Here is a 26,120-nt window from a genome sequence, read left to right on the forward strand (position 1 = left end):
TTATTTCCGTTTCATGATTCAACGGAGGAATCTTCTGATTGACACAGGGGAAGACAAAAAATCATATTACATTTAAGTTCTGCTAATTCTGGCTCTTTTTCTGTGCAATATCAGGAATATCTACTCCTGCACTTTCCATTCTGAAAATAGATTTATTAGACTTTTTTGTAATACACAATACTCTTGAAGAAGTCAGGAGTAAAGGTTTAATAAATTACACCCAACAAGGCAAATAGTCAATGACAGGGCCAATCTTGAGCGCTTGAATAAAGTGTGCTCACACTGTTTATCTTGTTCAATTGCTCTAAAGCAAAATAAAACATATGAAATCATTCTTTATAGGAAATATTGAGATAAAAACACCTGTAATACAAGGTGGAATGGGAGTAGGTATCTCGCTCTCGGGTTTGGCTTCGGCAGTAGCAAACGAAGGAGGAGTAGGCGTTATATCATGCGCAGGTTTAGGTTTGTTATACCCCAAAGGGAAAGGTACTTATCCTGAAAAATGTATTAACGGGCTGAAAGAGGAAATCCGGAAAGCACGTGCGAAAACAAAAGGTATTATTGGCGTAAACGTCATGGTTGCTTTATCGAATTATGCGGATATGGTGCGCACCGCAATCGAGGAAAAGATTGATGTGGTATTTTCCGGTGCCGGGCTTCCACTCGACCTGCCTTCATATCTGACTCCGGAGAGTACAACCAAGCTAGTGCCTATTGTATCTTCTTCACGAGCAGCCAAAATCATCTGCGATAAATGGCAGAAGAACTATAATTATCTGCCCGATGCAATCGTGGTGGAGGGGCCTAAAGCCGGTGGACATTTAGGATTCAAAAAAGAACAATTACAGGATCAGCATTATGCTTTGGAAACTTTGATTCCGGAAGTGGTAATGATTGCATCCAGCTATAAAGAACAGAAACAGATTCCGGTGATTGCCGCCGGCGGCATTTCGACGGGTGAAGATATTGCACATTTTATGGGACTGGGAGCTGCAGGGGTACAAATGGGAAGTATCTTTGTTACCACCCAGGAATGTGACGCGTCCGAGACGTTCAAGGAAGTATATATTCACTCCAAGTCCGAAGATGTTCTTATTATTGAAAGTCCTGTGGGAATGCCAGGACGAGCTATTGACGGGGAATTTATTCACAATGTGAATAGTGGACTGGAGAGGCCTAAGAGTTGCTCATTCCATTGTATCAAAACATGTGATTATACAAAAAGCCCTTATTGCATTATTAAGGCTTTATATAATGCAGCCAAAGGAAATATGAAAAAAGGCTATGCTTTTGCCGGTAGCAATGCTTTTCTCGCTGAAAAAATCAGTAGTGTAAAAGAAGTAATGAGTACACTGGAGCGCGAGTTTTTCTTGGCAACCCATAAACTGGCTTAACCTACGGGATTTTCATTCCCATGATGGAGTTTGTCAGTCCCTTTACAATATAAATTAATAGCTGTTTTGATACAGCAAAAACAACAATTATGACATTTAAAGAATTAAATATAACCGAACCGATTTTAAAAGCTATTGAAGAAAAAGGATATGCAGTGCCCACTCCCATTCAGGGAGAGGCAATTCCGGCTGCATTAGCAAAAAGAGATATATTAGGCTGTGCGCAAACGGGAACAGGTAAAACTGCTTCGTTTGCTATTCCCATTATACAACATTTGCAAATGAATAAAGAGGCAGCCAAGTGCCGGGGGATTAAAGCGTTGATTTTGACGCCCACCCGTGAACTTGCCTTGCAAATAAGTGAATGCATTAATGATTATGCCAAATATACCCAAGTGCGGCATGGGGTTATTTTTGGCGGAGTAAATCAACGTCCTCAAGTTGACATGTTACACAAAGGAATTGATATCCTGGTTGCTACACCGGGACGTTTGCTTGACTTGATGAATCAGGGACATATCCATCTGGATAAGATACAATATTTTGTACTTGATGAAGCAGACCGTATGCTTGATATGGGATTTATTCATGATATCAAGCGGATATTACCAAAACTTCCGAAAGAAAAACAGACTTTATTCTTCTCCGCTACAATGCCTGATACAATTATTTCTTTAACGAATTCTTTGTTGAAGAATCCTGTACGAATCAGCATAACTCCGAAATCATCGACTGTGGATGCTATTGAACAGATGGTTTATTTCGTAGAGAAAAAGGAAAAGAGTCTTTTACTGGTTTCGATTTTGCAAAAATCAGAAGATCAGTCGGTGTTGGTATTTTCACGTACGAAGCATAATGCTGATAAGATCGTAAAGATACTGGGCAAGGCGGGAATTGGTAGCCAGGCGATTCATGGAAATAAAAGTCAGGCAGCGCGGCAGTTGGCTTTGGGCAATTTCAAGTCGGGCAAAACACGTGTGATGGTGGCTACTGATATTGCAGCCAGAGGTATCGATATTAACGAACTTCCTTTAGTTATCAACTATGATCTTCCTGATGTGCCGGAAACGTATGTGCATCGTATCGGACGTACCGGAAGAGCCGGGAATACAGGGACAGCACTGACATTCTGCTCGCAGGAAGAGCGTAAACTCGTTAATGATATTCAGAAACTGACGGGTAAGAAGCTGAATAAAGCCAGTTATACTATTTGAAATCAACAAATAACAATCTCTTTAAAATTAATATAAAACTAAATATAAATTCTATGGCAAAATCCATGACAGTTGGTAAACGTGAAAATGAAAAGAAAAGACTCGCTAAACGAGAAGAAAAACTGAAAAAGAAAGAAAGCAAGAAATTATCGGGCAGCTCAAATAGCTTTGAGGATATGATTGCCTATGTAGATGAGAACGGAATGATAACTTCGACTCCTCCGACAGAGGATATAAAGAAGGAAGAAATTAATCCGGATGAAATAATTATAGCAACTCCTAAAAAGGAAGAAGAGGAGCCAACGATCTTGAGAGGACGGGTTGAGTTTTTTAATGAGTCAAGAGGATTTGGCTTTATTAAAGACCTTTCAGGTGTTGAGAAATACTTTTTTCATGTAAACAATGTCATTGGCAATATTGCAGAAAATAATATCGTAACATTTGACCTTGAGCGTGGAGTGAAAGGTATGAATGCGATCAATATCTCTTTGGAAAACAAATCTACATCGGAAGATTTAGCTCAATCTAAACCTGTATAGGGAAGTGTATATTCTGCTTGTGTGTAAAATAAAAAACAAAATAATTAGAGATATGAAAAAAGGTAATATAATGCGTGATGTTATTTCATCCAGTCAGTTTACTGAAAATGTTATTAAAGAGTACAAAAAGGGTTTGGGAGATATGGTATTGGTAGCAATAACTCCGCGGACTACCATTGAACTTCCTGCGCATTTGACTCAAGCAGAAATAGATGCTCGTGTGGAGATTTATAAAAAACTGCATAGTTCTAAAGTATAGGCGGTTGCAAATTGCAATACGAGGAATAAAAAAATCCCTTGAACTTCAAAAGTTCAAGGGATTTTTTTATTACCGAATCGATAGTGGTGCCACCAGGAATCGAACCGGGGACACAAGGATTTTCAGTCCTTTGCTCTACCAACTGAGCTATGGCACCTCGTGCTTGTTCGGTCCGGTAATATCTCTTTTGCGGTTGCAAAGGTAGTGAAACTTTTGGATTCTGCAAGCCTTATGGAAATAAAAAACACTGATAAAAAGTTAGTCGGCTAATTATCAGTGTTGTATAAGATGAAAATATTTCAGGTATGTGATGAAATCTATTGCTTATCTTCTTTTAATGGATTCCATCCCTGTGCTTTTAGTTCGAATTCTTGTCCATCACGGGTAATCAATGCACAGCCAAGTTCGGGTTTGGTAATATGTCCGATGAGACGAACTCCTTCCATTTGTGAAATTTTCTCATGATCGGCGATGGAAACAGTAAAGAGTAGTTCATAATCTTCTCCACCATTCAAGGCACAAGTCGTAAGATTCATGTTAAACTCTTCAGCCATAACAGCTGTCTGATAATCGATTGGGATGTGCTCCTCGTAAACGCGGCAACCAGCATTGCTTTGTTTGCAGATATGCATCAGTTCTGATGACAGGCCGTCGGAAATGTCCATCATAGAAGTAGGGACAATATTGGCGGCTGCCAATTTCTCAATGATATCTTTGCGCGCTTCCGGTTTCAATTGGCGTTCTAATAAATACTCTTTGCCGGAGAAATCCGGTTGGACATCTTTATCACCTTGCAATACGACTTTTTCACGTTCCAAAAGTTGTAAACCCATATAGGCTGCTCCCAAGTCGCCGCTGACGCAGATCAGGTCAGTGTCTTTGGCTCCATTACGGTAAACTACTTTATCCTTATCGGCATCGCCGATACAAGTAATGCTGATAGCAAGACCTGTCAGAGAAGAAGTGGTATCGCCTCCCACAATGTCGACATTGTATTGCTGGCAAGCCAGACGGATACCGGAATAAAGTTCGTCCATATCTTCCACGCTGAAACGCTTGGAAAGACCAAGAGATACCGTAATCTGCCGGGGAGTACCGTTCATGGCATAAATATCGGAGAAATTAACTACTGCTGATTTATATCCCAAATGCTTCAAGGGAACATAAGTCAGGTCAAAATGCACACCTTCCATAAGCAGGTCGGTTGTTACCAGTACTTGCTTTTCTGAAGGGTAGGAGAGAACGGCGGCATCGTCGCCCACTCCATATTTGCTGGATTCGTTTTCCAGTTTGATTCCCTCGGTGAGGCGGTCAATCAGACCAAACTCACCAAGAGATGCTATTTCAGTTCTCATAAATCGGGATGATTGTTTAGGCACGGTTGATAAGTTCACGCATGATCGTGGTCATTTTCGGTTGAGCAGCGTCAGCGGCTTTCTGAACTTCTTCGTGTGTTACTTCTACGATTTTTCCTTCTACTCCTAAGTCGGTAATGACGGAAATACCAAAAACTTTGATACCACAATGGTTGGCTACGATAACTTCCGGAACGGTAGACATACCAACTGCATCAGCACCAAGGATATGGAATAGTTTATATTCGGCAGGAGTTTCGAAAGTAGGACCTTGCGTACCAATATACACTCCGTGTTGTACTTTAATTCCTTTTTCTTTGGCAATCTCGTCAGCCTTACTAATCAGTTCCTTGCAGTATGCTTCGCTCATGTCCGGGAAGCGAGGTCCGTAAGGGATATTTTTTCCGCGAAGCGGGTGTTCGGGGAAATAGTTGATATGGTCAGTGATAATCATCAGGTCACCGATTTCGAAATCTGCATTTGTACCGCCACTGGCATTGGATACAAACAAGGTTTTGATACCTAATTCACGCATGACACGTACAGGGAAAGTTACTTCTTTCATCGAATAACCCTCGTAATAGTGGAAGCGTCCCTGCATAGCCATGATATCCTTATTGCCTAGTTTGCCGAAAATCAGCTTACCGCTATGACCTTCGACGGTAGATACCGGGAAGTTGGGGATATCCGAATACTTTATTTCATACTTCTCGGTGATTTCGTTTGCCAAACTGCCAAGCCCGGTGCCTAGTATAATAGCAGTTTCCGGACTGGTATGCATCTTACCTTTCAGATAAGCTGCGGTTTCTTGTATTTTCTCTAACATAGTCAATAATATGTTGGTTAAATTTATCTTGTTGATTTTGTAATATTTCAATTTCAATAGGCAAGGCGTAGATAAATGGTTTCAATTCCTTGTCCAAAGCCGGATGGTTAATCAGGCGTGTTGCATCTTTCTCGGTGGTAATAATCAACCGGTGTTCTCCTTTCAGTTTATGAAACCGTTCTTTGATAAGCTGTATATCCCGATGAGTGAAATTGTGGTGATCGTCAAACGATAGTAAATCTATTTGTTTGGTACAACCTTCCAGTCTTTCGAGAATAGGGGCAGGTGAGGCAATTCCCGTCATCAATAATATATCAGTGTTTGTCAGTGAGGACAAAGCAACCTCATGGTTTGTCGAAATTGCATTTGTGTCCGGAGACATGGTAGGGAACACTGGTTGCAGGTTACCATACCGGAACGATGAGAAGAATAACTGTTGATATGGATAAAGGTTCAGCCGTTTCGTGATAATGTTATAATCAATAGGCTTGATGTCTTGCGGGCATTTGGTGACAATAACGATTTGCGCCCGATTCTTGCCGCTAATTGGTTCACGAAGCCGTCCTGCGGGGAGCAAAGTGTCATCACAGAATAATCGGTGATAATCCGTTAACAGAATACTCAATCCCGGTTTGACGTATCGGTGCTGGAAAGCATCGTCCAATAGGATAACATCTATTGAAGGCTTTTGCAGTGCAAGCAACTTTTCTATGCCATGACAACGCTTTTCATCGACAGCTACTGTGACAGACGGGAATTTTTGATGCATCTGGTAAGGTTCGTCGCCAATGCTTCTTGCCGTACTTTCCGGAGTTGCCAATACATAACCTTTCGTGTGCCGTTTATATCCCCGGCTTAATACAGCTACCTTATATTGATTACAAAGAAACTTTATCAGATATTCAGTGTGCGGAGTTTTTCCTGTCCCTCCTACAGCGAGATTACCCACGCTGATAATAGGTATATCAAAACTCTTTGATTGAAGAACTTCCCAGTCAAAGAGTTTATTTCTCATCATTACCACTGCTCCGTAGAGCCAGGAGGCAGGGTAGAGCCACTTATGTATCTTGATAAAGTGTTCGTCCATGTATTACGGTTTATTTAATATTCAGTTCGAACGGAATACGTGCCTGAATCATGGATTGTTCTTGCAGATTTTTCAGTAAACCGAATTGCTGGTAGTACTCGCCTAATTTACTTTTCAGTAATTGTGATTCTACATAATTCGTCGGTTTCGTATCAAGCAGGGAAGACAGGAAATCTTGTTTCTCAGGATAAGACACAACGGTATAGCCTTCGATACCGGCTTTTGCAACAGCAATATCCAGTGCCTTGTCAATGCCACCTAATTCGTCTACTAATCCCAGTTCTTTAGCAGTTTCCCCAGTCCATACACGGCCTTCGGCAATCTTCTCGATAGCTTCCTTCGTCATGTGACGTCCTTCGGCACAACGAGTTACAAAGGTATCATATCCTTCAGTTATCATCATTTGAAGCAATGATTTCTCATCCTCGTTAAACGGACGCATGATATTTCCGAAATCAGCGTATTTATTCGTTTTTACGACATCATAACTTAAGCCGATTTTGTCAGTCAATCCTTTCACATTAGGAATCATACCGAAGATTCCGATAGAACCGGTCAGGGTAGTAGGCTCTGCAACAATCGTATCGGCAACGCAAGAGATATAGTAACCTCCTGACGCAGCATAATCACCCATAGAGACAATGACCGGTTTCTTTGTTTTCAGCTCTTTCACAGCATGCCAGATTTGTTCCGAGGCGAAAGCACTTCCACCTGGAGAATTGACACGGAGTACAACAGCTTTCACATCATCATTATCTTTCAATTTGCGCAGGTCACGAATTACTTTCGAACCGACAATCCCATCTTCGGAAGTTGCAGAGCTCGGATAGTCTGTAATTTCACCGGATGCATAATAAACAGCTACGATATTACCGCTTTTATCTTTCGGCACATTTTTCCTTACGTTCATCATGTCGCCCAATCCTAATATAGGAAGATTATCATCTTCATTGATCTCTACCAATTTCTTAAGATAATTACGCACATCATTGCGATAAATCAGAGTATCAGCCAATCCACATTTTACACTCTCTTCTGCCGGATAGAACATGAGCATGCGATCTGCATAAACATTCAGTGAGTCTACAGAAATATTACGTGAAGTAGATACCCCTTCCGTAACCTGTCCCCAGATAGAAGTGATAAATGTGGTAACCTGTTCGCGGTTGGCAGGACTCATTTCCGTAGCAATAAACGGCTCTACGGCAGATTTGTAAGTTCCCACCTTGAACACCTGCATCTCAACTCCTATTTTTTGCAGCAGATCTTTGTAGAACAGGGGAGCAGAGGCGATACCCCGCCATTCAATCATTCCTTTGGGATTGAGCAACACCTTATCGGCTGCGCTGGAAAGATAATAAAGTCCCTGCGTATAGGAGTCTGCATAAGCAATAACGAATTTTCCACTTTCTTTGAAGTCGAGCAGTGCGTTGCGGATTTCCTGCAAAGAAGCATAGGAGGTGCCTAATGAGTTTGCCTGTAGATAAATCCCTTTAATATTTTCGTTTTCTTTAGCCTTCTGGATGGAAGAAAGAATATCGTCCAGTCCGTACGTGTTAGAACCGTCACCCAACAACTGTGATAAAATATCCAGCGGATCTTCTTGCGTACGTTCAACCAACGTTCCGTTTAAGTCGAGCATCATTACAGAATTCTTTTTTACGATTGTTTCCGTGTCCGAAGCAGACATGATGCCAAACAACGTTACCATGCTGATTATAAATAATACAATACTTGACAAAATGATACCTGTCACCGTGGCAAGTGTAAATTTCAAGAAATCTTTCATTATACTTATTGTTTTTTGCGCCAGCTTGTTATTAAGCTAACAAAGATAAATAATTGAGTTGATATTTATTCAATAAGTCGTACGAATTTTTGTTTTATCACAGCGAATCCATATAAATAGGAACTTCCTTCATTTAAGATTTAAGTATATTTGTCTGTATCAAATCCTTTTAAATGAGAAGAAATCTCTAATTTTGTGGCACAACTATTAATACATTGAATAATACTATCATGAAAAAACTCACATCTATCCTTTTATTGCTTTTGTTTGTATGGACGGTACAAGCACAAACTGCTCGTGAAGAGATCCGTGCAAACCGGTATTTATCCGCTAATAATTATTATGCATATCCCACGCCTACTGCCAAGCAGACAGCTGCTCCTAAGGGGTACGAACCTTTTTATATCAGCACATATATGCGTCATGGTTCACGGTATTTGATTGATCCGAATGATTATCGTTTCCCCAAGCAAACTTTATTAAAAGCCGACTCTTTAAACAAACTTACTGCAACAGGTAAAAACACACTGGATATTGTTTTGCGCATGGCTGATATGGCGGAAGGTCGTCTTGGTGAACTGACTTCGGTGGGAGCACGCCAACACAGAGGAATTGCAAAGCGTATGTATACTAATTTCCCACAGATATTTGCGGATGGAACAGAAGTGGATGTCCGTTCCACAGTTGTCATCCGGTGTATATTATCCATGACATCCGAATGCCTCCAATTGCAGGCGATGAATCCTAATCTATGTATCAAGAATGATGCAAGTTACCATGATATGTATTACATGAATCCTCCTGCTAAGGATTTGAGTAAAATAGCTAGTTCCGATAAAGTGAAGAAGGTTCAGAAAGATTTTGAAGCTACCCATGTACGTCCGCAACGGTTGATGAAAACATTGTTTACAGACGAAGCGTATGTAAAAGCAAACGTTGATGAAGCGCGCCTGATGAGACGTCTTTTTGATTTGGCTTGTAATATGCAGAGTCATGATACAGATATGCAGCTATATTCTCTTTTCACGGATGAAGAGTGTTATGATTTATGGAGTTGTAACAACTTATATTGGTATCTGACACACGCTTGTTCTCCTGTAACGGATGGTTTGATGCCCTATCGGGAAGCCGACTTGTTGCGTAATATTTTAGATAGGGCAGATGCTGCTTTGAAAGAAGGTAAGAACCAGGCCACTTTAAGATTTGGTCATGAGTCTTGTCTGTTACCGTTAGTCGCTTTATTGGAACTGAATCATTATGGAGAATCTTACCCTGACGTAGAAAAGTTATCCGAACAATGGAGAGCGTATGATATTTTCCCGATGGCTAGTAACGTGCAATTCGTCTTTTTCCATAAAAAAGGAAGTAACGATGTATTGGTAAAAGTATTACTTAATGAAAAGGAAGCTAAACTACCGGTGAAAACAGACGTAGCTCCTTATTACCACTGGAAAGATGTAGAAAGCTACTATCGTGAAAAATTAGATAAATATCAGCATATATAATGCGACATTAACTTAACATTATTATATTTACCATGAGAAGAAAAACCCCTTTTATGGCTGCAACTCTGGCAGCAGGCTTGTTTTTTTATTCTTCTTGTACTCCGGCTGAAAAGACGGATACAAAAGATTATACTCAATACGTTAATACCTTTATCGGTGGCGCAGACAACGGGCATACATTTCCCGGCGCATGTTATCCTTTCGGTATGATACAGACCAGCCCTGTGACGGGTGCAGTCGGTTGGCGTTACTGTTCTGAATATGTTTATGAGGATTCTCTGGTTTGGGGATTTACACAGACACATTTGAATGGAACAGGCTGTATGGATTTAGGCGATATTCTGGTGATGCCGGTCACTGGCACACGTGCCCGTGCGTGGGATGCTTATCGCAGTCATTTCCCTAAAGATAAAGAAGCGGCTACTCCGGGATATTACACTGCAGAGCTCTCTGATCCACAGGTAAAAGCAGAACTGACTGCCTCTATCCATGCTGCCCTTCACCGCTATACTTATCACAAGGCTGATTCTGCCTCTATATTGATTGACTTGCAACATGGTCCTGCATGGAGAGAAGAACAATATCATTCACAAGTCAACAGTTGTGAAGTGAACTGGGAAGATGCTCAAACACTGACAGGACATGTCAATAACACGGTATGGGTCAATCAAGATTATTTCTTTGTGATGAAATTCAACCGTCCGGTAGTCGATTCACTTTATCTTCCGATGGGCGAAACAGAAAAAGGAAAACGCATCATTGCCTCTTTTGACATGCAGCCGGGAGACGAGCTGATGATGAAAGTGGCTCTTTCCACCACCAGCATAGACGGGGCTAAAAAGAATCTGGAAGCAGAAATTCCTGCCTGGGATTTTGAAGGAGTAAGAGCTACCGCCCACAATGAATGGAATAACTATTTGAGCCGTATTGAAATAGAGGGTACCGATGATGAAAAGACAAATTTCTATACTTGTTTCTACCACGCATTGATTCAGCCTAATCAAATTTCGGACGTAGATGGTATGTATCGTAATGCCGCCGACTCTATTGTAAAAGCCGGAACTGGTGCTTTCTATTCTACATTTTCTTTGTGGGATACTTACCGTGCCGCTCATCCATTTTATACATTGGTGATTCCCGAACGTGTGGACGGTTTTGTGAATTCTCTCATCGAACAGGGTGAAGTGCAAGGCTTCCTGCCTATTTGGGGATTGTGGGGAAAAGAGAATTTCTGTATGATTGGTAATCATGGCGTATCAGTCATTGCCGAGGCTTATCGCAAAGGATTCCGTGGCTTTGACGCTGAACGTGCTTTCAATATAATAAAGAAGACGCAGACTGTATCTCATCCGTTGAAGTCTGATTGGGAGGTTTATACGAAATATGGTTATTTCCCGACAGATCTGATAAAAGCAGAATCTGTATCTTCCACTTTAGAATCTGTATATGATGATTATGCTGCTGCCGATATGGCACGTCGTATGGGTAAAGAGGAAGATGCCGCTTATTTTGCGAAACGTGCTGACTATTATAAGAATCTTTTCGATCCGGAGACGAAGTTCATGCGCCCGCGCAAGGCTGATGGGACTTGGAAAGCTCCGTTTAACCCAAGTGCATTGGCACATTCTGAAAGTGTCGGTGGAGATTATACGGAAGGAAATGCATGGCAATATACTTGGCATGTACAACATGATGTTCCAGGATTAATCCAGTTGTTTGGGGGAGAAAAAACTTTCTTGAATAAATTAGACTCATTGTTTACGGTTAAGCTAGAAGGTGAAAGTTTGGCGGATGTTACTGGATTAATCGGGCAATATGCTCATGGAAATGAGCCAAGCCATCATGTTACTTATTTGTATGCACTGGCTGGTCGTCCGGAACGTACACAGGAATTGGTTCGTGAAATATTTGATACTCAATATAAAAACAAACCCGACGGACTTTGCGGAAATGATGATTGCGGACAGATGTCTGCTTGGTATATGCTTAGTGCGATGGGATTCTATCCGGTAGATCCGGTAAGTGCGGAATATGTATTCGGTGCTCCACAGTTGCCGAAGATGACTTTACATTTGGCTGATGGCAAGACTTTCACAATTATTGCGGAGAATTTGTCGAAAGAACATAAATATGTAGATAGTATTACATTGAATGGCGAACCATATACAAAGAAAACGATCTCGCATGAAGATATTGTAAAAGGTGGTACACTGGTGTATAAGATGAAGTAATAAATTCTCAAGCATTCTCACTGCGATGAGAAAAAATACTCATCGCGGTGAGAATTATCCCTTGTCAGAGCATACGGAAACGGCGTTTTACACAGACTGAAACTACCTTTATTGCATAGTCCTACTCACCTCTATACGCTGCTTTTCAAACTTCTCATTATTGCTGTTGCGGTTACTAACCTCTTTACAGCGAATAGGTGCACTCATTTCAAGCAAGCGCAAAATCTCATTTAAAGATTCACCTTCAAAAGTCGCTTTATAGGAATACTTTCCTAATTCGGCGTCTTTCAGAATAAATTCCACGTTATAAGTCTGTCCCAAACGTTTGAATACATATTCCAGCGGGTCATCTCTAAAAATGAGTATTCCATCTTTCCATGAGCACCATTTATAAGTATTGGTTTTATTGACGTTATATAAAGAAGTGGCCAGATTATAGTCAATCTTCTCTCCCGGTGAAAGGGAAATCGTCTTTTTCTGGTCAAGAGTAACTGCGACCTTTCCTTTTACTAACGTCACTGCTGCTACATGATCCGGAGCGTATGCATTCACATTGAATGCTGTGCCGGTAGCTTCTACAGTCAGTTGTTTTGTTTTTACGATGAAGGGATGCTCTTTATCGGATTCTACTTCAAAATAGGCTTCACCCTGCATTGAAACAACTCTTTGCTTATCATTGAATTGAGTCGGATACTTTAAAGAACTTCCGGCATTTAGCCAAACCTTAGAACCGTCAGGCAGATTAACTACCGACCAAGTGCCATAAGGAGTGAATAGCTCCTGATAAGTCTCTGCAATTTGAGAAGCGGGTTTAAAATAAAGATAAGCAGATAATATCAGTAAAGGAAGAAGTAAGATAGCTGCCACTTGCTGCCAATAGTGTAGGAAGGACAACTTAGGACGAACGGAAACCGGCTGGTTTGGATGGAGAATCTGCTCCATTACTTTTCTGTGCGCACTGTCCACATCTATCTCTTCTGGATTAAAAGCCGGGTGACTGACTTCCCACACATTCTTTTGTGATAGAAAGCTCCTATAGTTTTCGGGAGTAGCCGATATCCAATCATCCAGTACCTTTATTTCTTCTGGTGTAGCCTCTTTCGAGAGATATCTGGAGATTATAAATTCTATGTCTGAATCTTTATTTATCATATGCATTTTACCTTATATATAATAGACGTTTCAGAAAGAAAATCCCACATTCATTAGTGGAAAAGAAATAAAAAAAGTAGTAAATAAAAATCTTTTAATAAGATGCGGAGCTGCTTCAATGCTTTGCTGATACGTACTTCTACCGTTCTGACAGAGATATTCAGGCGATTGGCTATTTCCTGATATTTAATATTTTCTAATCGGCTCATCTCGAACACTTCTCTTTCTTGAGGAGGTAATTGTTCCAATGCATTTTTAAGTTGCCGGCATAAATCAGAATATAGTATGTAGTTTTCTGTCGTATCTATATCTATAGAATCCGATTTAAGTTCGTAAGCAATGTGCTCATCTATAATCCTGCGATGGCGTAATTCGTCCAGACAGTAATTCCTGACCGCTTTCAGTAAATATGATTTTAGTGAGTTCTCAATTACCAATGATTTCCGGTCATTCCATAGTTTGAGAAAGATATTTTGTACAATATCTTCACAGGTAGATTTCTCCGGAATGTAAGTACCGCCAAACAATACCAAATCTTTATAATAAGCATGGAATAGTCGGGTAAAAGCCTGTTTATCATCCAGTTTTAGTGCTATTACCAGAAAACGGTCGTCGGAAGTCTGTTGTTGGATATTCGGCATAGTATTGTAGTAAAGGTTCTATTGTCGGGGGTAAAAATAGAAAGATTATTTGGGATAAACGATAGTTTGAAGAAAAAATAATGCAGATGAAAAAATAATGCGATATCCAATGTGGCTTTTATTTTTAGAAACGTCTTATTGATAGAAACGAGAGAAAAACACATTTATTAACCTTTAAATAATACGAGCCATGAGAAAGACATAATCAGTGAATTCAGCTTCCGACAACTGATAAAAAAAAGGAAGGTCTGACTCACCTTCCTTTCCAAAGATTCAGTTATTCGTTAATCAACTTATTTGTAGAACCAATAACCAAACATGTAAAGGTATGAAACTTATTTCAATTAGAAAAATGAAAAAGAGAATTAATGTACCTGCGAGTGTAAAAATGGGGAGAATCTGTGCTATATGGTTGTTTTGTATAGCTTTGCAAGCTATCAGTATACCTATCCTGGCACAATCCGCCAAAATTACATTGCGACTGAAGAATGTGACTGTAGAGGAGGTCTTGACTAGTATCGAAAATCAGACAGAATATCGTTTTTTATACAACAAAGATATTGTTGATGTAAGCCGTATCGTAAGTATTTCTGTGAAAAATGAATTGATGACTCTGGTACTGGATAAACTTTTTAAAGGCGAAGGAGTATCTTATACCATTGAAAAACGTCAGATTGTATTAAACAAAGTTTCATCTCGGGCACAGGATAACAAACAGCCGGTCAAGGTGACAGGTAAAGTAGTGGACGAATCCGGCGAAGCTCTTCCGGGAGTGACTGTGATGATAGAAGGGGCTACTCAAGGAACTATTACCGGTATAGATGGCAATTACCAGTTGCAAGTTCCGGAAGGCTCGACACTGAAATTTACTTCAATAGGTTACACTACATATACGCAGAAAATTACCCGATCGATGACGTTGAATGTGACGATGAAAGAGGATTCGAAACAGTTGGATGAAGTTGTTGTGGTAGGGTATGGAACGACCACCCGTAAGAATCTGACAACTTCCATTGCAACGGTAAAAACGGAAAAAATATCGCGAGCCGCAACAAGTAATATGTCACAGATGTTGCTTGGGCGGGCTGCCGGACTGGAAGCTACGTTGACAAGCCCGCAACCGGGTGGAGCAGTTGACCTTTCCATTCGTGGGGCAGGTACTCCTATCTTTATAGTGGATGGTGTAATGATGCCTTCCACTTCTTTAGAGGTTGGAAACGGAAACCAGGTTATGCCCAACTCTATCAATCGTTCGGGGTTGGCCGGACTTAATCCTGCCGATATTGAATCTATCGAAGTGTTAAAGGATGCATCTGCCTCCATTTATGGAATTGGTGCAGCCAATGGGGTCGTATTAATCACTACAAAGAAAGGTACTGAAACTCGTCCCCAAATCACTTATGAAGGAAATTATTCTATCGTGAAAAACTATCCGTATCTGGAACCTTTGAGTGGGGAAGAATATATGAATGTTGCCAACATTTTCAATAAAGAAAACTATTTATTTACGAACGGTATGTATCCTTATGGTGATAAACCTTTTGATAATAAATGGGTACCTCAATTCTCACCTCAACAGATAGCTGCCGCTCAAACAACAGACTGGCTGGATTGTGTATTAAAGGATGGTAGCATCAATAATCATAATATCACAATTACGGGCGGTTCTAAACTATTGAAATATTATCTGTCCGGAAATTATTACAAACAGGAAGGTACGGTAGAAAACTCCGCTATGGAACGTTATGCTCTTCGGACAAACATATCTTCACAATTGCTTCCATTTCTTAAGTTGACAGCAATTGTCAATGTAAATGAGAATGAATATACAAACTCAACTTCCGGTGGCGGTGGGGGTGGAAATGGGTATGATGCCATACAATCGGCTTTAACCTATCCTTCTTATTTACCGATCAGAGGTGAGGATGGAGAACCTACCTTATATTCAAATTACCCTAACCCGGCCGAAATGATAAAAGTGAGTGACCGGACTAAAACAAGCGGTTATTATCTAAACTTTGCTGCCGATGTGGATATAATCAAGGATATGTTGTCCTTCCGTTTGATGTATGGCATTAATAAGGAGAATGCTAATCGTAATCTGTATATTCCTTCTGATATATATTTTATGGACATGTATAAATCAAGAGGGCATTTGGGATATGTTGAACGTAGAAACCAAACTATGGAAGGTACGTTGACTTTCAAAAAGCAGTTTGGAGATTTGTTACGTGTCGATGCCGTAGTCGGTATGGGAAGGTATACGAACGATTCAAATGGTCTTGAACTTGACTACGAACAGATTAACGATCACATTGCTGCTGATAAGGTGGAAGCTGCGGAAGGCGCTTTCTACCCGACTTCTTTCAGAGCAGCCGATGAACGTCGTTCTCAATTTGCCAGGGCAAGTGTGGATGTGCTCGATAGATATGTAGTTGCCGCTACTATTCGTCGCGATGGAACGGATAAGTTTTTTCCGGGAAAGAAATATGCCTATTTCCCTTCAGTATCATTGGCCTGGAAATTATCTAACGAGCCGTTTATGAAGCATATATCATGGATTGACCAGTTGAAGATTCGTGGTAGTTATGGACAGACAGGTAATGATAATCTGGGTAGTTCGCTTTATGGCACTTTCAGTCTGGCAGCCCAATATATCAAGTTCTCTAACAATTCAGTGACTTATGTACCCTATCTGCTTAGCGGTCCTGATTACCCGAATGTTACCTGGGAAAAGACTACCATGAAAAATATAGGTATAGACTTTTCAGTCCTGAAAGATAGAATCTGGGGAAGTTTTGATATGTTCCGCAATGATGTAACCAACTTGCTGGGATATGACTCTGCCTCTCCGCTTAGTATGACATCTTCCGTTCCGATGAATTATGGACATTATGTACGTTACGGATGGGATGCGACTATTAACTCACTTAACTTTGAAATCCCCCGTGTGTTTAAGTGGACCTCACAATTGACCTTATCACATCATAATGCCGTTTGGAAAGAACGGATGCCCAACTATTATTATGAAGAATATCGAATCCGTAAGAACGAACCGGTGAATGCTTATTATTACTATGAAACGGAAGGCGTTATCAACATAGATAAAAGCAATATGCCCGAATCGCAGAAGTCTTTGCCGGCAGACGCGCAACAGCCCGGTTATCCGATTATTAAGGATGCAAATGGGGATAATAAAATAACGATTGATGATGTAAAGATGCGGAATACACTTCCCAAAATTCATATAGGCTTTGGAAATACATTTGTATACAAAGATTTTGATCTGGATGTATTTATGTATGGACAATTCGGACGTACACGTTATAACTATGCATATCGTTGGGCACTTGTCGGAGATGTGTATTACACAAGTCCCAAGAATTCGAACAAATATGTATATACTATCTGGAATTCTCAAACCAATCAGAATGGAAACCGGCGTGGTATTGCTTCAACAAAGGCTGTCGCTTTGCCCGGTAACGTAGGTTTTGAGGAAGATTATCAGAATGCTTCGTTCGTACGTGTCAGGAATATCACTTTAGGATATAACCTTTCGGGAAAGAAGCTGGGAAGAGTGGGTGATTATGTGAGTTCTATCAGAGTTTTTATCGACTGTCAGAACCCGTTTACTTTTACCAAGTTTGTAGGTGTCGATCCTGAAATAAAGACGGGTGGTGACGGCTCCAAAGCGGAGTATCCGATGACGAGAACATACTCCTTCGGAGCAAAAATATGTTTCTAAGAAAACCTGTAACGAAAGAAAAGATTGAAAATATGAGCAAGAATAAATTATTTAAGGTGTTTGTCATGATTGCATTTATCATGTGCAGTTGTGAGGATAATTTTGATCCGAAGATGTATGGCACGTTGAATGTTTCTAATTATCCGGTGACTGAAGCCGAATACGAATCATTTATGATGACCTGCTATATGCCTTTTACGACAACATGGACCTATTGGATCGGTGCCGGAACAAGTGGTAATCAGCACGGTTGGTATATCCCTGCCGGAGGTGTACTGAAGTTCTTTGATTATCCAACAGATGAAATGGCCGTGTGGAATAATGGTTGGGGAGGCGGATACTACTTTCTTTCCAAAGCCGATTTCAGTCAGTGTGTTTATTACACAAGCGGTACGTTAAGTGACGAAAGGCCGAATCATTTTCCGAAAGTAAGTGAGATTTCCTACTTCACCAATGTGATTGGAACTTTGGAGAAGGCTTCTACCGAAGTGGTCTCCGAAGAGCGTAAAAGGGAGTTTATTGCCGAGGCCCGTCTTTGCCGTGGATTGATGATGTATTATTTATTGCATGTATATGGTCCTGTTCCTTTGATTGTCGATCCGGACGATCTGATTAATCCTTCAAAGCTGGAAAATCTGGTACGTCCGACATTGCAGCAAATGACGGAGTGGATTATGGCTGATTTTGATTATGCTTATCAGTATATTGCAGATACACAGCCAGAACAGGGACGTTACAATAAAGACTATGCACGTGTATGCATCATGCGGCATTGCCTGAATGAAGGCTATTATATGTCTGGTTATTATCAGAAAGCAATTGATATGTATAATGAGTTGAAGGGGCGGTATAGTCTTTTCAAGAAAGGGGATAATCCTTATATTGAGCAATTTAAAAATGCCAATAACTTCAATTCGGAAGTGATTATGGCTGTCAGCTGTGATGAAACGGCGGACGGTACGAATAAGTCCGGTAACTTTAACCCGCTGATGATGCTCGCTACTCCCGATAATGCAGCCAGAGTGGACGATCAGGGAAATCCGACTCCTTTCTACTTGCAAGGGCAGGGATGGGGACAAACCTTCAACGTGTCTCCGAAATTTTGGGATACGTATGATCCTTTGGATAAACGTCGTGAAGTGATCCTTACCAAATATTATACGACTGCCGGAACTTGGATTGACCGGAATACAACCACATGGGACGGATTTATAATTAATAAATTCCCGGTGGAAACAGCTACGGCTTTTCAGGGGACTGATATACCGTTAGCCCGTTGGGCAGATGTATTGCTCATGTATGCGGAAGCCGAAGTACGTAAAAACAATGCAGCTCCGTCCGCTGATGCTATTGCTGCGGTCAATGAGGTGCGTAAGCGTGCCGGACTGGGAGATCTTCCGTCATCGGCAACAGCGAATGTTGAAGCCTTCCTAGATGCTTTACTTACGGAAAGAGGACATGAAATGTTGTATGAAGGGATGCGTAAAATAGATCTCATCCGTTTTAATCAGTATGCGCAACGTACAGCGAAGATCAAAGGAGTGGCTCCTACACATCAATATGTGCCTATTCCTAATTACGCGGTTCAACAAGCTTCGGAATCTTATGGAAAAGTGTTGGTACAGACATTTGAACGTGAGGGATGGAAAGCGGATCTTGCGGCAGCTCGCAATTAATGTCATCATTCATTATTGTTAAACTAGAGATCTTAAGAAAAATGAAAAAGATATATGTATTATTCATGTCGTCGTTATTGCTCCTTTCGTGTGCAAAAGATGATGTTAGTAAGCCAAGTGAATGGCCGGAGTGGCCTACACCTTCAAAACCTAAAATAGAAAATGCCGTATTGCGGGGAGTGAATGGTGAAACGGTTGTGGCGGCTGGTGATAAGGTGAAGTTCACCGCACAGATAAGTGATGAATATAATGATTTGGTTTCATTCGAATTATTAGTGACAATGGATGGAGCCGAAATCTTGAATTTGTCTAAAGGATTGAGCGGACGTTCTGCAGTTATTGAAGAGGAAGCTACTTTACCTTTTGTTGCCGGTTTCCAGAATGGACGTCCTGTGGTGACTATAAAGGCTGTAAACGATTTAGGTGGCAATGAATCGACCCTGACTTTGGATGAGACCGCAAGTGTGGCGGTGACCCGTCCGGAAACACCTTCCCAATTATACCTTGTTGATGATTTGGGAAATGTGTATGAAATGGACAAGGAGAGTCAGAATGAAACGGATTATAGTTTCCGGACGAATACGGCGGATTTGGCAGGGATTGGCGACCATTTTAAAGTTGCCGAAAAGATAATAAACAATAAACCTGATTATTCCGGTTTGGTATGGGGATATTCAGACGATAAGATCGCGATTGTGACTGATGATGCAGCTACTTCGATTCCGACTCCTAAGGTAGGGAGTTATACATTGGAGAATATCACTTTTGATATGTTGAGTTTTCTGGCTGATAAGACTTTGACATACAGCATTGATATTGATAAGTCCCGCTTCTTTGATGTGGGAGGAGGATATGTCCAGTTGGATGTTCAGCTGGTAGAAAGTGCCAAGATTAATTTTATAGGTTTTGGTAGTGATGTCACCAATATGCTCCGGCCGGAATTCTTTAAAGATGTTTCAGGGAGCAAAGCAAAATTCGATGGTCCGTCGGTACTTTATAATTTGAAATATAATACATCAAACGGTTTTATGTATATGGAGCGGCCGCGGGATGTCTTTTATCCGGAAGTGATGTATATTGTTGGTACTGGAGTTGGATTCCCGCGTGAACCTTATGTGGCTACACTTGCTTGGGATTTCGCATATCCTCACCAATGGTTCTTCTTTAAGAAGGTAGGTGCAAGTGCTTTTGAAGCAGTTGTGTATATCGACCAGACTATGGGATTTAAGTTCTATCGGGGATATGGTTGGGCGCAAGAGGAGGACACGAAGAATCTGTATACGGTTGAACCTGTTAACCTGATTACGAGAAGTGCCCCTGGCGATCTGATTCCCGGTCCTGATTTTAAAGCCGGACTTTATACGATACATATTGATAAAGCCAAAGAAGTGATACGATTGACTCCTTATAATTAAGAGGGGATCAAGATTAATAGTCTTTAATTTAATATTTAATAGAATTATGTATATATCAATGAAAACATATAGTAAGAAATTACTGGTCGCATTCTTTTTTTCAATGTTGCCAATGGTATTGATGTCCTGTTCGATGGACCCGGAGAAAGCCTCTTTTTCTATTTCCGGAAATTTGGAGAAGTTACAGATCAGTAATGACGGTTTTACGGAGGTCTATTCGATAAAGTCTAATACGGAATGGAAATTTGTAAACGAGACAGATCAGTCTTGGGTTACCATCTCACCGGCCAAAGGGAGTGGAAACGGAACTGTGACAATTACTGCAAATGCAAATACAGGAACCGGACGTACGGCTGTATTCCGCGTAGTACCTAATGGAGTAAAGACACAGGAAATTGAGATCATTCAGGGTAATTCTTATATCCCTACAACTGATGGAGAGTTTCCGATTATAGCATGGACCGGAGTGGAAGCAGATAAGTCGCTGGAGAAATTCCCGGTGATGAAAGCATCCGGTATTAATATTTATCTGGGATGGTATGATGATTTGGAAACAACATTGAAGGTGCTTGACGCCGCACAGAAGACCGGAGTGAAAATGATAACTTCTTGTAAGGACCTCTTGTCTGTTGGTACTGCCGAAGAGGTCGTAAAAGCGATGATGAATCATCCGGCTTTGTATGCCTACCATTTGAAGGATGAACCGGAAGTGAATGATTTGCCGGGCTTGGGCGAATTGGTGAAGAAGATTAAAACCATCGACAGCCATCATCCTTGTTATATAAATTTATACCCCAATTGGGCATGGGGGAAAGAACTTTATTCTGAAAATGTAAAGTCGTTTATAGAACAAGTTCCTGTTCCGTTTATTTCGTTTGACAATTATCCAATTGTCTCTATAAATGGTGCTCCAAGCATTATCCGTCCGGACTGGTATCGGAATTTGGAAGAAATATCAGCAGCTGCTAAAGAGAGTAATAAACCTTTTTGGGCATTTGCACTTGCACTTTCTCATAAACTGGATGAAACTCATTTTTATAAGATACCGACATTGCCCGAGTTGAGATTACAAGTCTTCAGTGATTTGGCTTATGGTGCGCAGGCAATCCAGTATTTTACCTATCGCGGACTTCAACATGATGATCCGACTGAAGTGTATGATTTGGTCAAGACTGTTAATCAGGAAGTACAACAGCTTGCTGGTATATTCTTGGGAGCACAGGTTATTTTAGTGTCTCATACCGGAAGTGAAATACCGGAAGGGACTACGGCGTTGGGAAGTTTGCCGGCCCCTATAAAATCATTGACTACGAGTGATACAGGTGCTGTTGTCTCTGTCCTGGAGAAAGCTGGTAATCAATATCTTGTGGTAGTAAATAGAGATTTTCGTAATGTGATGAACCTGTCTATCGATGTGGATAGTTCTGTTAGCAGAGTGTTGAAAAATGGTTCAACGACTACTCCGGACGGCTCTACGATAGCAGTCGAACCGGGTGATATGGTAATATTTACGTGGAGAAAATAAACAGATTTTTAATTTGATAAAGTAAAACGATTATATGAAAAAGATATTACTTTCCTTTTTTATTGGTGCTATGTTGATTGCCTGCAACCAGAAAACTGTCTCTGTTCGTGAGGTCTGGACAAAAGAGCAGGCTAATGAGTGGTATAAACAATGGGGATGGCTTCGTGGATGCGATTTTATTCCGAGCACGGCAATCAACCAAATGGAGATGTGGCAGGCAGATACTTTTGATCCGGTGACTATTGATCGTGAACTGGGGTGGGCGGAAGAAATAGGCATGAACTGTATGCGCGTATATTTGCATCACCTGGTTTGGGAAACAGATAAGGAAGGCTTTAAGAAACGTATCAATGAATACCTTACTATTGCCGACAAGCATCATATCTCTACCATCTTCGTCTTCCTGGATGATTGTTGGAATCCTGTATATCAGGCTGGCAAACAGCCGGAACCACAGCCGGGAGTACACAATTCGGGATGGGCACGTGACCCGGGTGATCTGTATTATAAAGGCGATACGGCAGTGATACTTCCGGTATTGGAAAGCTATGTGAAAGATATCCTGATTACCTTTAAGGATGATAAGAGAATCGTATTATGGGACTTATATAATGAACCCGGAGGTTCGGGAGGATATAGATACGGTGAAAGAAGTTTGCCGTTATTGCAGAAGATATTTACGTGGGGACGAACGGTGAATCCGTCACAACCTCTGTCGGCCGGAGTTTGGGATATGAGCCTGACTAATCTGAATAAGTTCCAATTGGAAAATTCGGATGTGATAACATACCACACGTATGAAGGCGTGAATTCGCATCAGCAACTCATTGATACATTGAAGCAATACGGTCGCCCGATGATTTGTACAGAATATATGGCACGTACTCAAAATAGTACTTTCCAGGATATTATGCCAATGCTGAAGAGAGAAAATATCGGTGCAATCAACTGGGGACTTGTAGCTGGAAAAACAAATACGATCTTTGCATGGGACACTCCATTGCCTGATGTTGTTGAACCTCCATTGTGGTTCCACGATATATTCCGTAGTGATGGAACCCCTTATTCGACAGAAGAAGTGGAATGTATTCGTTCATTAACTAAATAATTCCCTTATGATAACTATGAGGAATATATGGATAATGATGTTGGGGATATGCCTGTTTGGTTGTGGGGCTGGTAAACAGCCCCCTTCCTCACAGCTATCCTTAACATGGAAACTGGAAAAAGATAGTGTGGAAGCCAGATATTTTAAGAATACATTCTGTCTGACGAATAATGGGAATAAATCCTTGACTAATAATTGGGTGATCTATTTTAATCAGACACCTATTTATTATCAGCAACCTATTAATGCACCGCTGGAAATTGAATGTTTGGGTTCGACTTACTATAAAATGTACCCCACTGAACACTACCAGGCATTGCCACCGGGTGAAACAATCACTTTTACCATATTGAGTGAAGGAAATGTGATTAATGTGTCCTCGGTTCCTGAAGGGGCTTATATGGTAACTACCGATGAAAAAGGAAAACCGTTACAACCGCAAAATGTCCCCATCGAGATCGAGCTTTTTAAGCCCGATACCCAATGGGTTAGCTCGAGGAACAGCTTTCCCTATGCAGATGGAAATTATTTCTATAAGCAGAATGATGATTTTAGCAAACCGGTAGATTGTGATATGCTTTCTCTTTTTCCTGCTCCTAAAAAAGTGGAAAAGACGGGCGGTGTTTCTTCTTTCTCTCAAAAAGTCTGTCTGAAGTTTGATGATGCGTTTAAAGAGGAAGCTCTTTTATTGAAAAGTCAATTGACTTCATTATTAAGATGCAGCGTTTCCGATAAGGATGAAGAAACAATCATTGAATTGAAGAAAATGGAGGTTCCTATTACCTGTCAATATCCCGATGAATATTACGAAATCGTGATAAAGAATAACCGGTTGACTTTGAAAGCTAGTGATACACATGGCATATTTAATGCTTGTCAAACATTGCTTGCCTTATTAGATAACATGGAACTAACTTCTTCTCCGATACCTAATCTTCATATAACCGATTATCCGGACATGGGGCATCGGGGAATTATGTTGGACGTAGCCCGCAACTTTACAAAGAAAGCGGAGCTGCTGAAACTGATCGATATATTATCATTCTATAAGATGAATGTACTGCATTTACATTTGAGTGACGATGAGGCCTGGCGTGTGGAAATACCCGGATTGGAGGAATTGACAGAAATAGCTTCTCGTAGAGGACATACCACAGATGAACAGACATGTCTTTATCCTGCGTATGCCTGGGGATGGAATGAGACAGATACTGCTTCATTGGCTAATGGATATTATTCTCGCAGTGACTTCATGGATATTTTGAAATATGCGAAAGAAAGGCATATCAGAGTTATTCCCGAAATAGACATTCCCGGACATTCCCGGGCAGCGATTAAAGCCATGAATGCCCGTTATCAGAAATACATAGCTACAGACCAACCGAAAGCGGAAGAATATCTTTTGACTGACTTTGCAGATACTTCCCAATATCTGTCGGCACAAAATTTCACAGACAATGTGATTAATGTTGCCATGCCTTCCACTTATCATTTTCTTGAAAAAGTGATTGACGAAATCGTGCAGATGTATCAGGATGCAGGAGTAGAACTGACTGCTTTCCATGTGGGTGGAGATGAAGTACCAGAAGGTATTTGGGAAGGTTCTTCTATCTGCCGCACTTTTATGCAAGAGAACGGACTGACTAAGATACGGGAACTGAAGGATTATTTTCTGGAACAAATATTGGAAATGCTGGACAAACGTAACATACAGGCAGTCGGATGGCAGGACATTGTTATGAATCCGGATAATACCGTTAACGAACATTTCAGAAACAGTAAGGTATTAAATTATTGCTGGAACACCATTCCGGAACAGGGTGGGGATGAAGTGCCGTATAAGCTAGCTAATGCGGGCTACCCGATTATACTCTGTAATGTGGGTAACTTCTATTTGGATATGGCCTATTGCTATCATGTGGAGGAACCGGGATTGCGTTGGGGCGGTTATGTGGATGAATATGTGACGTTTGATATGTTGCCTTTTGATATTTATAAGTCTTTACGACGGAATTTGAAAGGTGAACCTGTTGATGTGAAAGCTGCTTCAAACGGAAAACAGCCCTTGACAAAGGAAGGTTCTCAAAATATTAAAGGTCTGTCCGGACAAATATGGTCGGAAACAATCCGTAGTTTTGAACAGGTAGAATATTATCTTTTCCCAAAAGTCTTCGGATTGACAGAACGTGCTTGGAATGTTCAACCATCGTGGGCATTATCTCCGGACGGCAAAGTATATATGGATGCCAAACGGAAATATAATGCCGGTATTGTAGATTATGAATTGCCACGTTTAGCAAAGCGGGGAATAAATTTCCGGGTGTCTCCTCCCGGTATTATGATAAGGGATGGATTACTATTGGCTAATACTGCCATTCCCAATGCGATAATCCGCTACACAACCGATGGTAGTGAGCCTACGGAAAGTTCCATAGAATGGCAAACTCCGGTAGCATGTAATGCTCCACTGATAAAAGCAAAGGCTTTTTACCTAGGAAAAGAGAGTGTAACTACCGCATTGTTTAATAGATGATATATGAATAAAAAGCTATTTTAATAATATTAGAATAGCTTTTTATTTATGCATTTATGAAATTTTACAGATTAAGGGGTAACTGAAATTCTAGCTCTTCTTTACAATATTCAACAAATTTAA

At 40.8% G+C, this 26,120-nt stretch carries 18 protein-coding genes and 1 tRNA gene; 12 read left to right on the top strand and 7 right to left on the bottom strand.

All coding sequences use genetic code 11. The annotated features are described in order from the left end of the window. The first annotated feature begins 323 nt into the window (after positions 1-323). From KFO40_RS04140 to KFO40_RS04155, 4 genes are all read left to right on the top strand, one after another. Positions 324-1,397, top strand: a complete 1,074-nt coding sequence (locus KFO40_RS04140; RefSeq protein WP_004323237.1) for an NAD(P)H-dependent flavin oxidoreductase — start codon at positions 324-326, stop codon at positions 1,395-1,397. An 89-nt stretch (positions 1,398-1,486) separates the two neighbouring features. Continuing rightward, entirely contained in the window at positions 1,487-2,611 is a 1,125-nt protein-coding gene (locus tag KFO40_RS04145; protein ID WP_004296138.1) for a DEAD/DEAH box helicase, read from the top strand. Positions 2,612-2,664: 53 nt separating this feature from the next. Continuing rightward, positions 2,665-3,150: a cold shock domain-containing protein gene (locus tag KFO40_RS04150; protein WP_004307024.1), complete on the top strand. Its 486-nt coding sequence runs from the start codon at positions 2,665-2,667 to the stop codon at positions 3,148-3,150. Positions 3,151-3,202: 52 nt separating this feature from the next. Beyond that, positions 3,203-3,409, top strand: coding sequence for a hypothetical protein (locus tag KFO40_RS04155; protein WP_004307025.1), 207 nt, complete (start codon positions 3,203-3,205; stop codon positions 3,407-3,409). A gap of 84 nt (positions 3,410-3,493) precedes the next feature. Here the strand turns inward: KFO40_RS04155 and KFO40_RS04160 are convergent. The 5 genes from KFO40_RS04160 to sppA all read right to left on the bottom strand — a co-directional run bounded on the left by KFO40_RS04160 (position 3,494) and on the right by sppA (position 8,466). Beyond that, a tRNA-Phe gene (locus KFO40_RS04160) sits at positions 3,494-3,566 on the bottom strand. Positions 3,567-3,726: 160 nt separating this feature from the next. Then, positions 3,727-4,764, bottom strand: a complete 1,038-nt coding sequence (thiL, locus tag KFO40_RS04165) for a thiamine-phosphate kinase (RefSeq protein WP_004298938.1) — start codon at positions 4,762-4,764, stop codon at positions 3,727-3,729. Between the two features lie 16 nt (positions 4,765-4,780). Then, a complete protein-coding gene (locus KFO40_RS04170; protein ID WP_004298940.1) occupies positions 4,781-5,590 on the bottom strand; it encodes a purine-nucleoside phosphorylase in 810 nt (269 codons plus the stop codon). Beyond that, complete coding sequence (gene lpxK / locus KFO40_RS04175; protein ID WP_004298941.1) at positions 5,547-6,677, bottom strand: tetraacyldisaccharide 4'-kinase; 1,131 nt, start codon at positions 6,675-6,677, stop codon at positions 5,547-5,549. Before lpxK ends, KFO40_RS04170 begins: the two co-directional genes overlap by 44 nt. Before the next feature lie 10 nt (positions 6,678-6,687). After that, entirely contained in the window at positions 6,688-8,466 is a 1,779-nt protein-coding gene (gene sppA, locus KFO40_RS04180; protein WP_004310621.1) for a signal peptide peptidase SppA, read from the bottom strand. A gap of 230 nt (positions 8,467-8,696) precedes the next feature. Between sppA and KFO40_RS04185 the strand changes: the two genes are divergently transcribed. Beyond that, on the top strand, positions 8,697-9,971 hold the full coding sequence (locus KFO40_RS04185) for a histidine-type phosphatase (RefSeq protein WP_004310622.1): 1,275 nt from the start codon (positions 8,697-8,699) through the stop codon (positions 9,969-9,971). A 32-nt stretch (positions 9,972-10,003) separates the two neighbouring features. Continuing rightward, entirely contained in the window at positions 10,004-12,202 is a 2,199-nt protein-coding gene (locus KFO40_RS04190) for a GH92 family glycosyl hydrolase (RefSeq protein WP_008774551.1), read from the top strand. A 108-nt stretch (positions 12,203-12,310) separates the two neighbouring features. Here KFO40_RS04190 and KFO40_RS04195 read toward each other — a convergent pair whose 3' ends face one another. Further along, positions 12,311-13,354, bottom strand: a complete 1,044-nt coding sequence (locus KFO40_RS04195) for a FecR family protein (RefSeq protein ID WP_211146101.1) — start codon at positions 13,352-13,354, stop codon at positions 12,311-12,313. Positions 13,355-13,407: 53 nt separating this feature from the next. Further along, the gene (locus KFO40_RS04200; protein ID WP_008774549.1) at positions 13,408-13,995 is read right to left on the bottom strand and encodes an RNA polymerase sigma-70 factor; all 588 of its coding nucleotides are present in this window, start codon (positions 13,993-13,995) and stop codon (positions 13,408-13,410) included. A 328-nt stretch (positions 13,996-14,323) separates the two neighbouring features. Between KFO40_RS04200 and KFO40_RS04205 the strand changes: the two genes are divergently transcribed. From KFO40_RS04205 to KFO40_RS04230, 6 genes are read left to right on the top strand one after another with little or no spacing between them, the layout of a single operon-like run. Continuing rightward, positions 14,324-17,740 carry a SusC/RagA family TonB-linked outer membrane protein gene (locus KFO40_RS04205; RefSeq protein WP_211146102.1) on the top strand — a complete coding sequence of 1,139 codons (3,417 nt, stop codon included), beginning with the start codon at positions 14,324-14,326 and terminating at the stop codon, positions 17,738-17,740. 32 nt (positions 17,741-17,772) lie between these two features. After that, positions 17,773-19,416, top strand: a complete 1,644-nt coding sequence (locus KFO40_RS04210) for a RagB/SusD family nutrient uptake outer membrane protein (RefSeq protein ID WP_248005558.1) — start codon at positions 17,773-17,775, stop codon at positions 19,414-19,416. Continuing rightward, positions 19,416-20,831, top strand: a complete 1,416-nt coding sequence (locus KFO40_RS04215; protein ID WP_211146110.1) for a DUF5125 domain-containing protein — start codon at positions 19,416-19,418, stop codon at positions 20,829-20,831. Before KFO40_RS04210 ends, KFO40_RS04215 begins: the two co-directional genes overlap by 1 nt. 46 nt (positions 20,832-20,877) lie before the next feature. Beyond that, the gene (locus tag KFO40_RS04220; RefSeq protein WP_211146104.1) at positions 20,878-22,356 is read left to right on the top strand and encodes a BACON domain-containing protein; all 1,479 of its coding nucleotides are present in this window, start codon (positions 20,878-20,880) and stop codon (positions 22,354-22,356) included. A gap of 34 nt (positions 22,357-22,390) precedes the next feature. Further along, positions 22,391-23,464, top strand: coding sequence for a cellulase family glycosylhydrolase (locus KFO40_RS04225; RefSeq protein ID WP_211146105.1), 1,074 nt, complete (start codon positions 22,391-22,393; stop codon positions 23,462-23,464). A gap of 7 nt (positions 23,465-23,471) precedes the next feature. After that, positions 23,472-25,997, top strand: coding sequence for a family 20 glycosylhydrolase (locus KFO40_RS04230; protein ID WP_211146106.1), 2,526 nt, complete (start codon positions 23,472-23,474; stop codon positions 25,995-25,997). The last annotated feature ends 123 nt before the right edge of the window (positions 25,998-26,120 follow it).

The organism is Bacteroides sp. 1001302B_160321_D4, from assembly GCF_015667765.1.
Lineage (GTDB): Bacteria > Bacteroidota > Bacteroidia > Bacteroidales > Bacteroidaceae > Bacteroides > Bacteroides xylanisolvens.

Excerpts from the sequence above, each read along its gene's own strand:
- KFO40_RS04140 (WP_004323237.1), top strand. The coding sequence starts at position 324 with ATGAAATCATTCTTTATAGGAAATATTGAGATAAAAACACCTGTAATA.
- KFO40_RS04170 (WP_004298940.1), bottom strand. The coding sequence starts at position 5,590 with ATGTTAGAGAAAATACAAGAAACCGCAGCTTATCTGAAAGGTAAGATG.
- KFO40_RS04220 (WP_211146104.1), top strand. The coding sequence starts at position 20,878 with ATGTATATATCAATGAAAACATATAGTAAGAAATTACTGGTCGCATTC.
- KFO40_RS04215 (WP_211146110.1), top strand. The coding sequence starts at position 19,416 with ATGTCATCATTCATTATTGTTAAACTAGAGATCTTAAGAAAAATGAAA.
- KFO40_RS04200 (WP_008774549.1), bottom strand. The coding sequence starts at position 13,995 with ATGCCGAATATCCAACAACAGACTTCCGACGACCGTTTTCTGGTAATA.
- KFO40_RS04145 (WP_004296138.1), top strand. The coding sequence starts at position 1,487 with ATGACATTTAAAGAATTAAATATAACCGAACCGATTTTAAAAGCTATT.
- KFO40_RS04205 (WP_211146102.1), top strand. The coding sequence starts at position 14,324 with ATGAAACTTATTTCAATTAGAAAAATGAAAAAGAGAATTAATGTACCT.
- thiL (WP_004298938.1), bottom strand. The coding sequence starts at position 4,764 with ATGAGAACTGAAATAGCATCTCTTGGTGAGTTTGGTCTGATTGACCGC.
- KFO40_RS04225 (WP_211146105.1), top strand. The coding sequence starts at position 22,391 with ATGAAAAAGATATTACTTTCCTTTTTTATTGGTGCTATGTTGATTGCC.
- sppA (WP_004310621.1), bottom strand. The coding sequence starts at position 8,466 with ATGAAAGATTTCTTGAAATTTACACTTGCCACGGTGACAGGTATCATT.
- KFO40_RS04230 (WP_211146106.1), top strand. The coding sequence starts at position 23,472 with ATGATAACTATGAGGAATATATGGATAATGATGTTGGGGATATGCCTG.
- KFO40_RS04190 (WP_008774551.1), top strand. The coding sequence starts at position 10,004 with ATGAGAAGAAAAACCCCTTTTATGGCTGCAACTCTGGCAGCAGGCTTG.
- KFO40_RS04150 (WP_004307024.1), top strand. The coding sequence starts at position 2,665 with ATGGCAAAATCCATGACAGTTGGTAAACGTGAAAATGAAAAGAAAAGA.
- KFO40_RS04185 (WP_004310622.1), top strand. The coding sequence starts at position 8,697 with ATGAAAAAACTCACATCTATCCTTTTATTGCTTTTGTTTGTATGGACG.
- KFO40_RS04195 (WP_211146101.1), bottom strand. The coding sequence starts at position 13,354 with ATGATAAATAAAGATTCAGACATAGAATTTATAATCTCCAGATATCTC.
- lpxK (WP_004298941.1), bottom strand. The coding sequence starts at position 6,677 with ATGGACGAACACTTTATCAAGATACATAAGTGGCTCTACCCTGCCTCC.
- KFO40_RS04155 (WP_004307025.1), top strand. The coding sequence starts at position 3,203 with ATGAAAAAAGGTAATATAATGCGTGATGTTATTTCATCCAGTCAGTTT.
- KFO40_RS04210 (WP_248005558.1), top strand. The coding sequence starts at position 17,773 with ATGAGCAAGAATAAATTATTTAAGGTGTTTGTCATGATTGCATTTATC.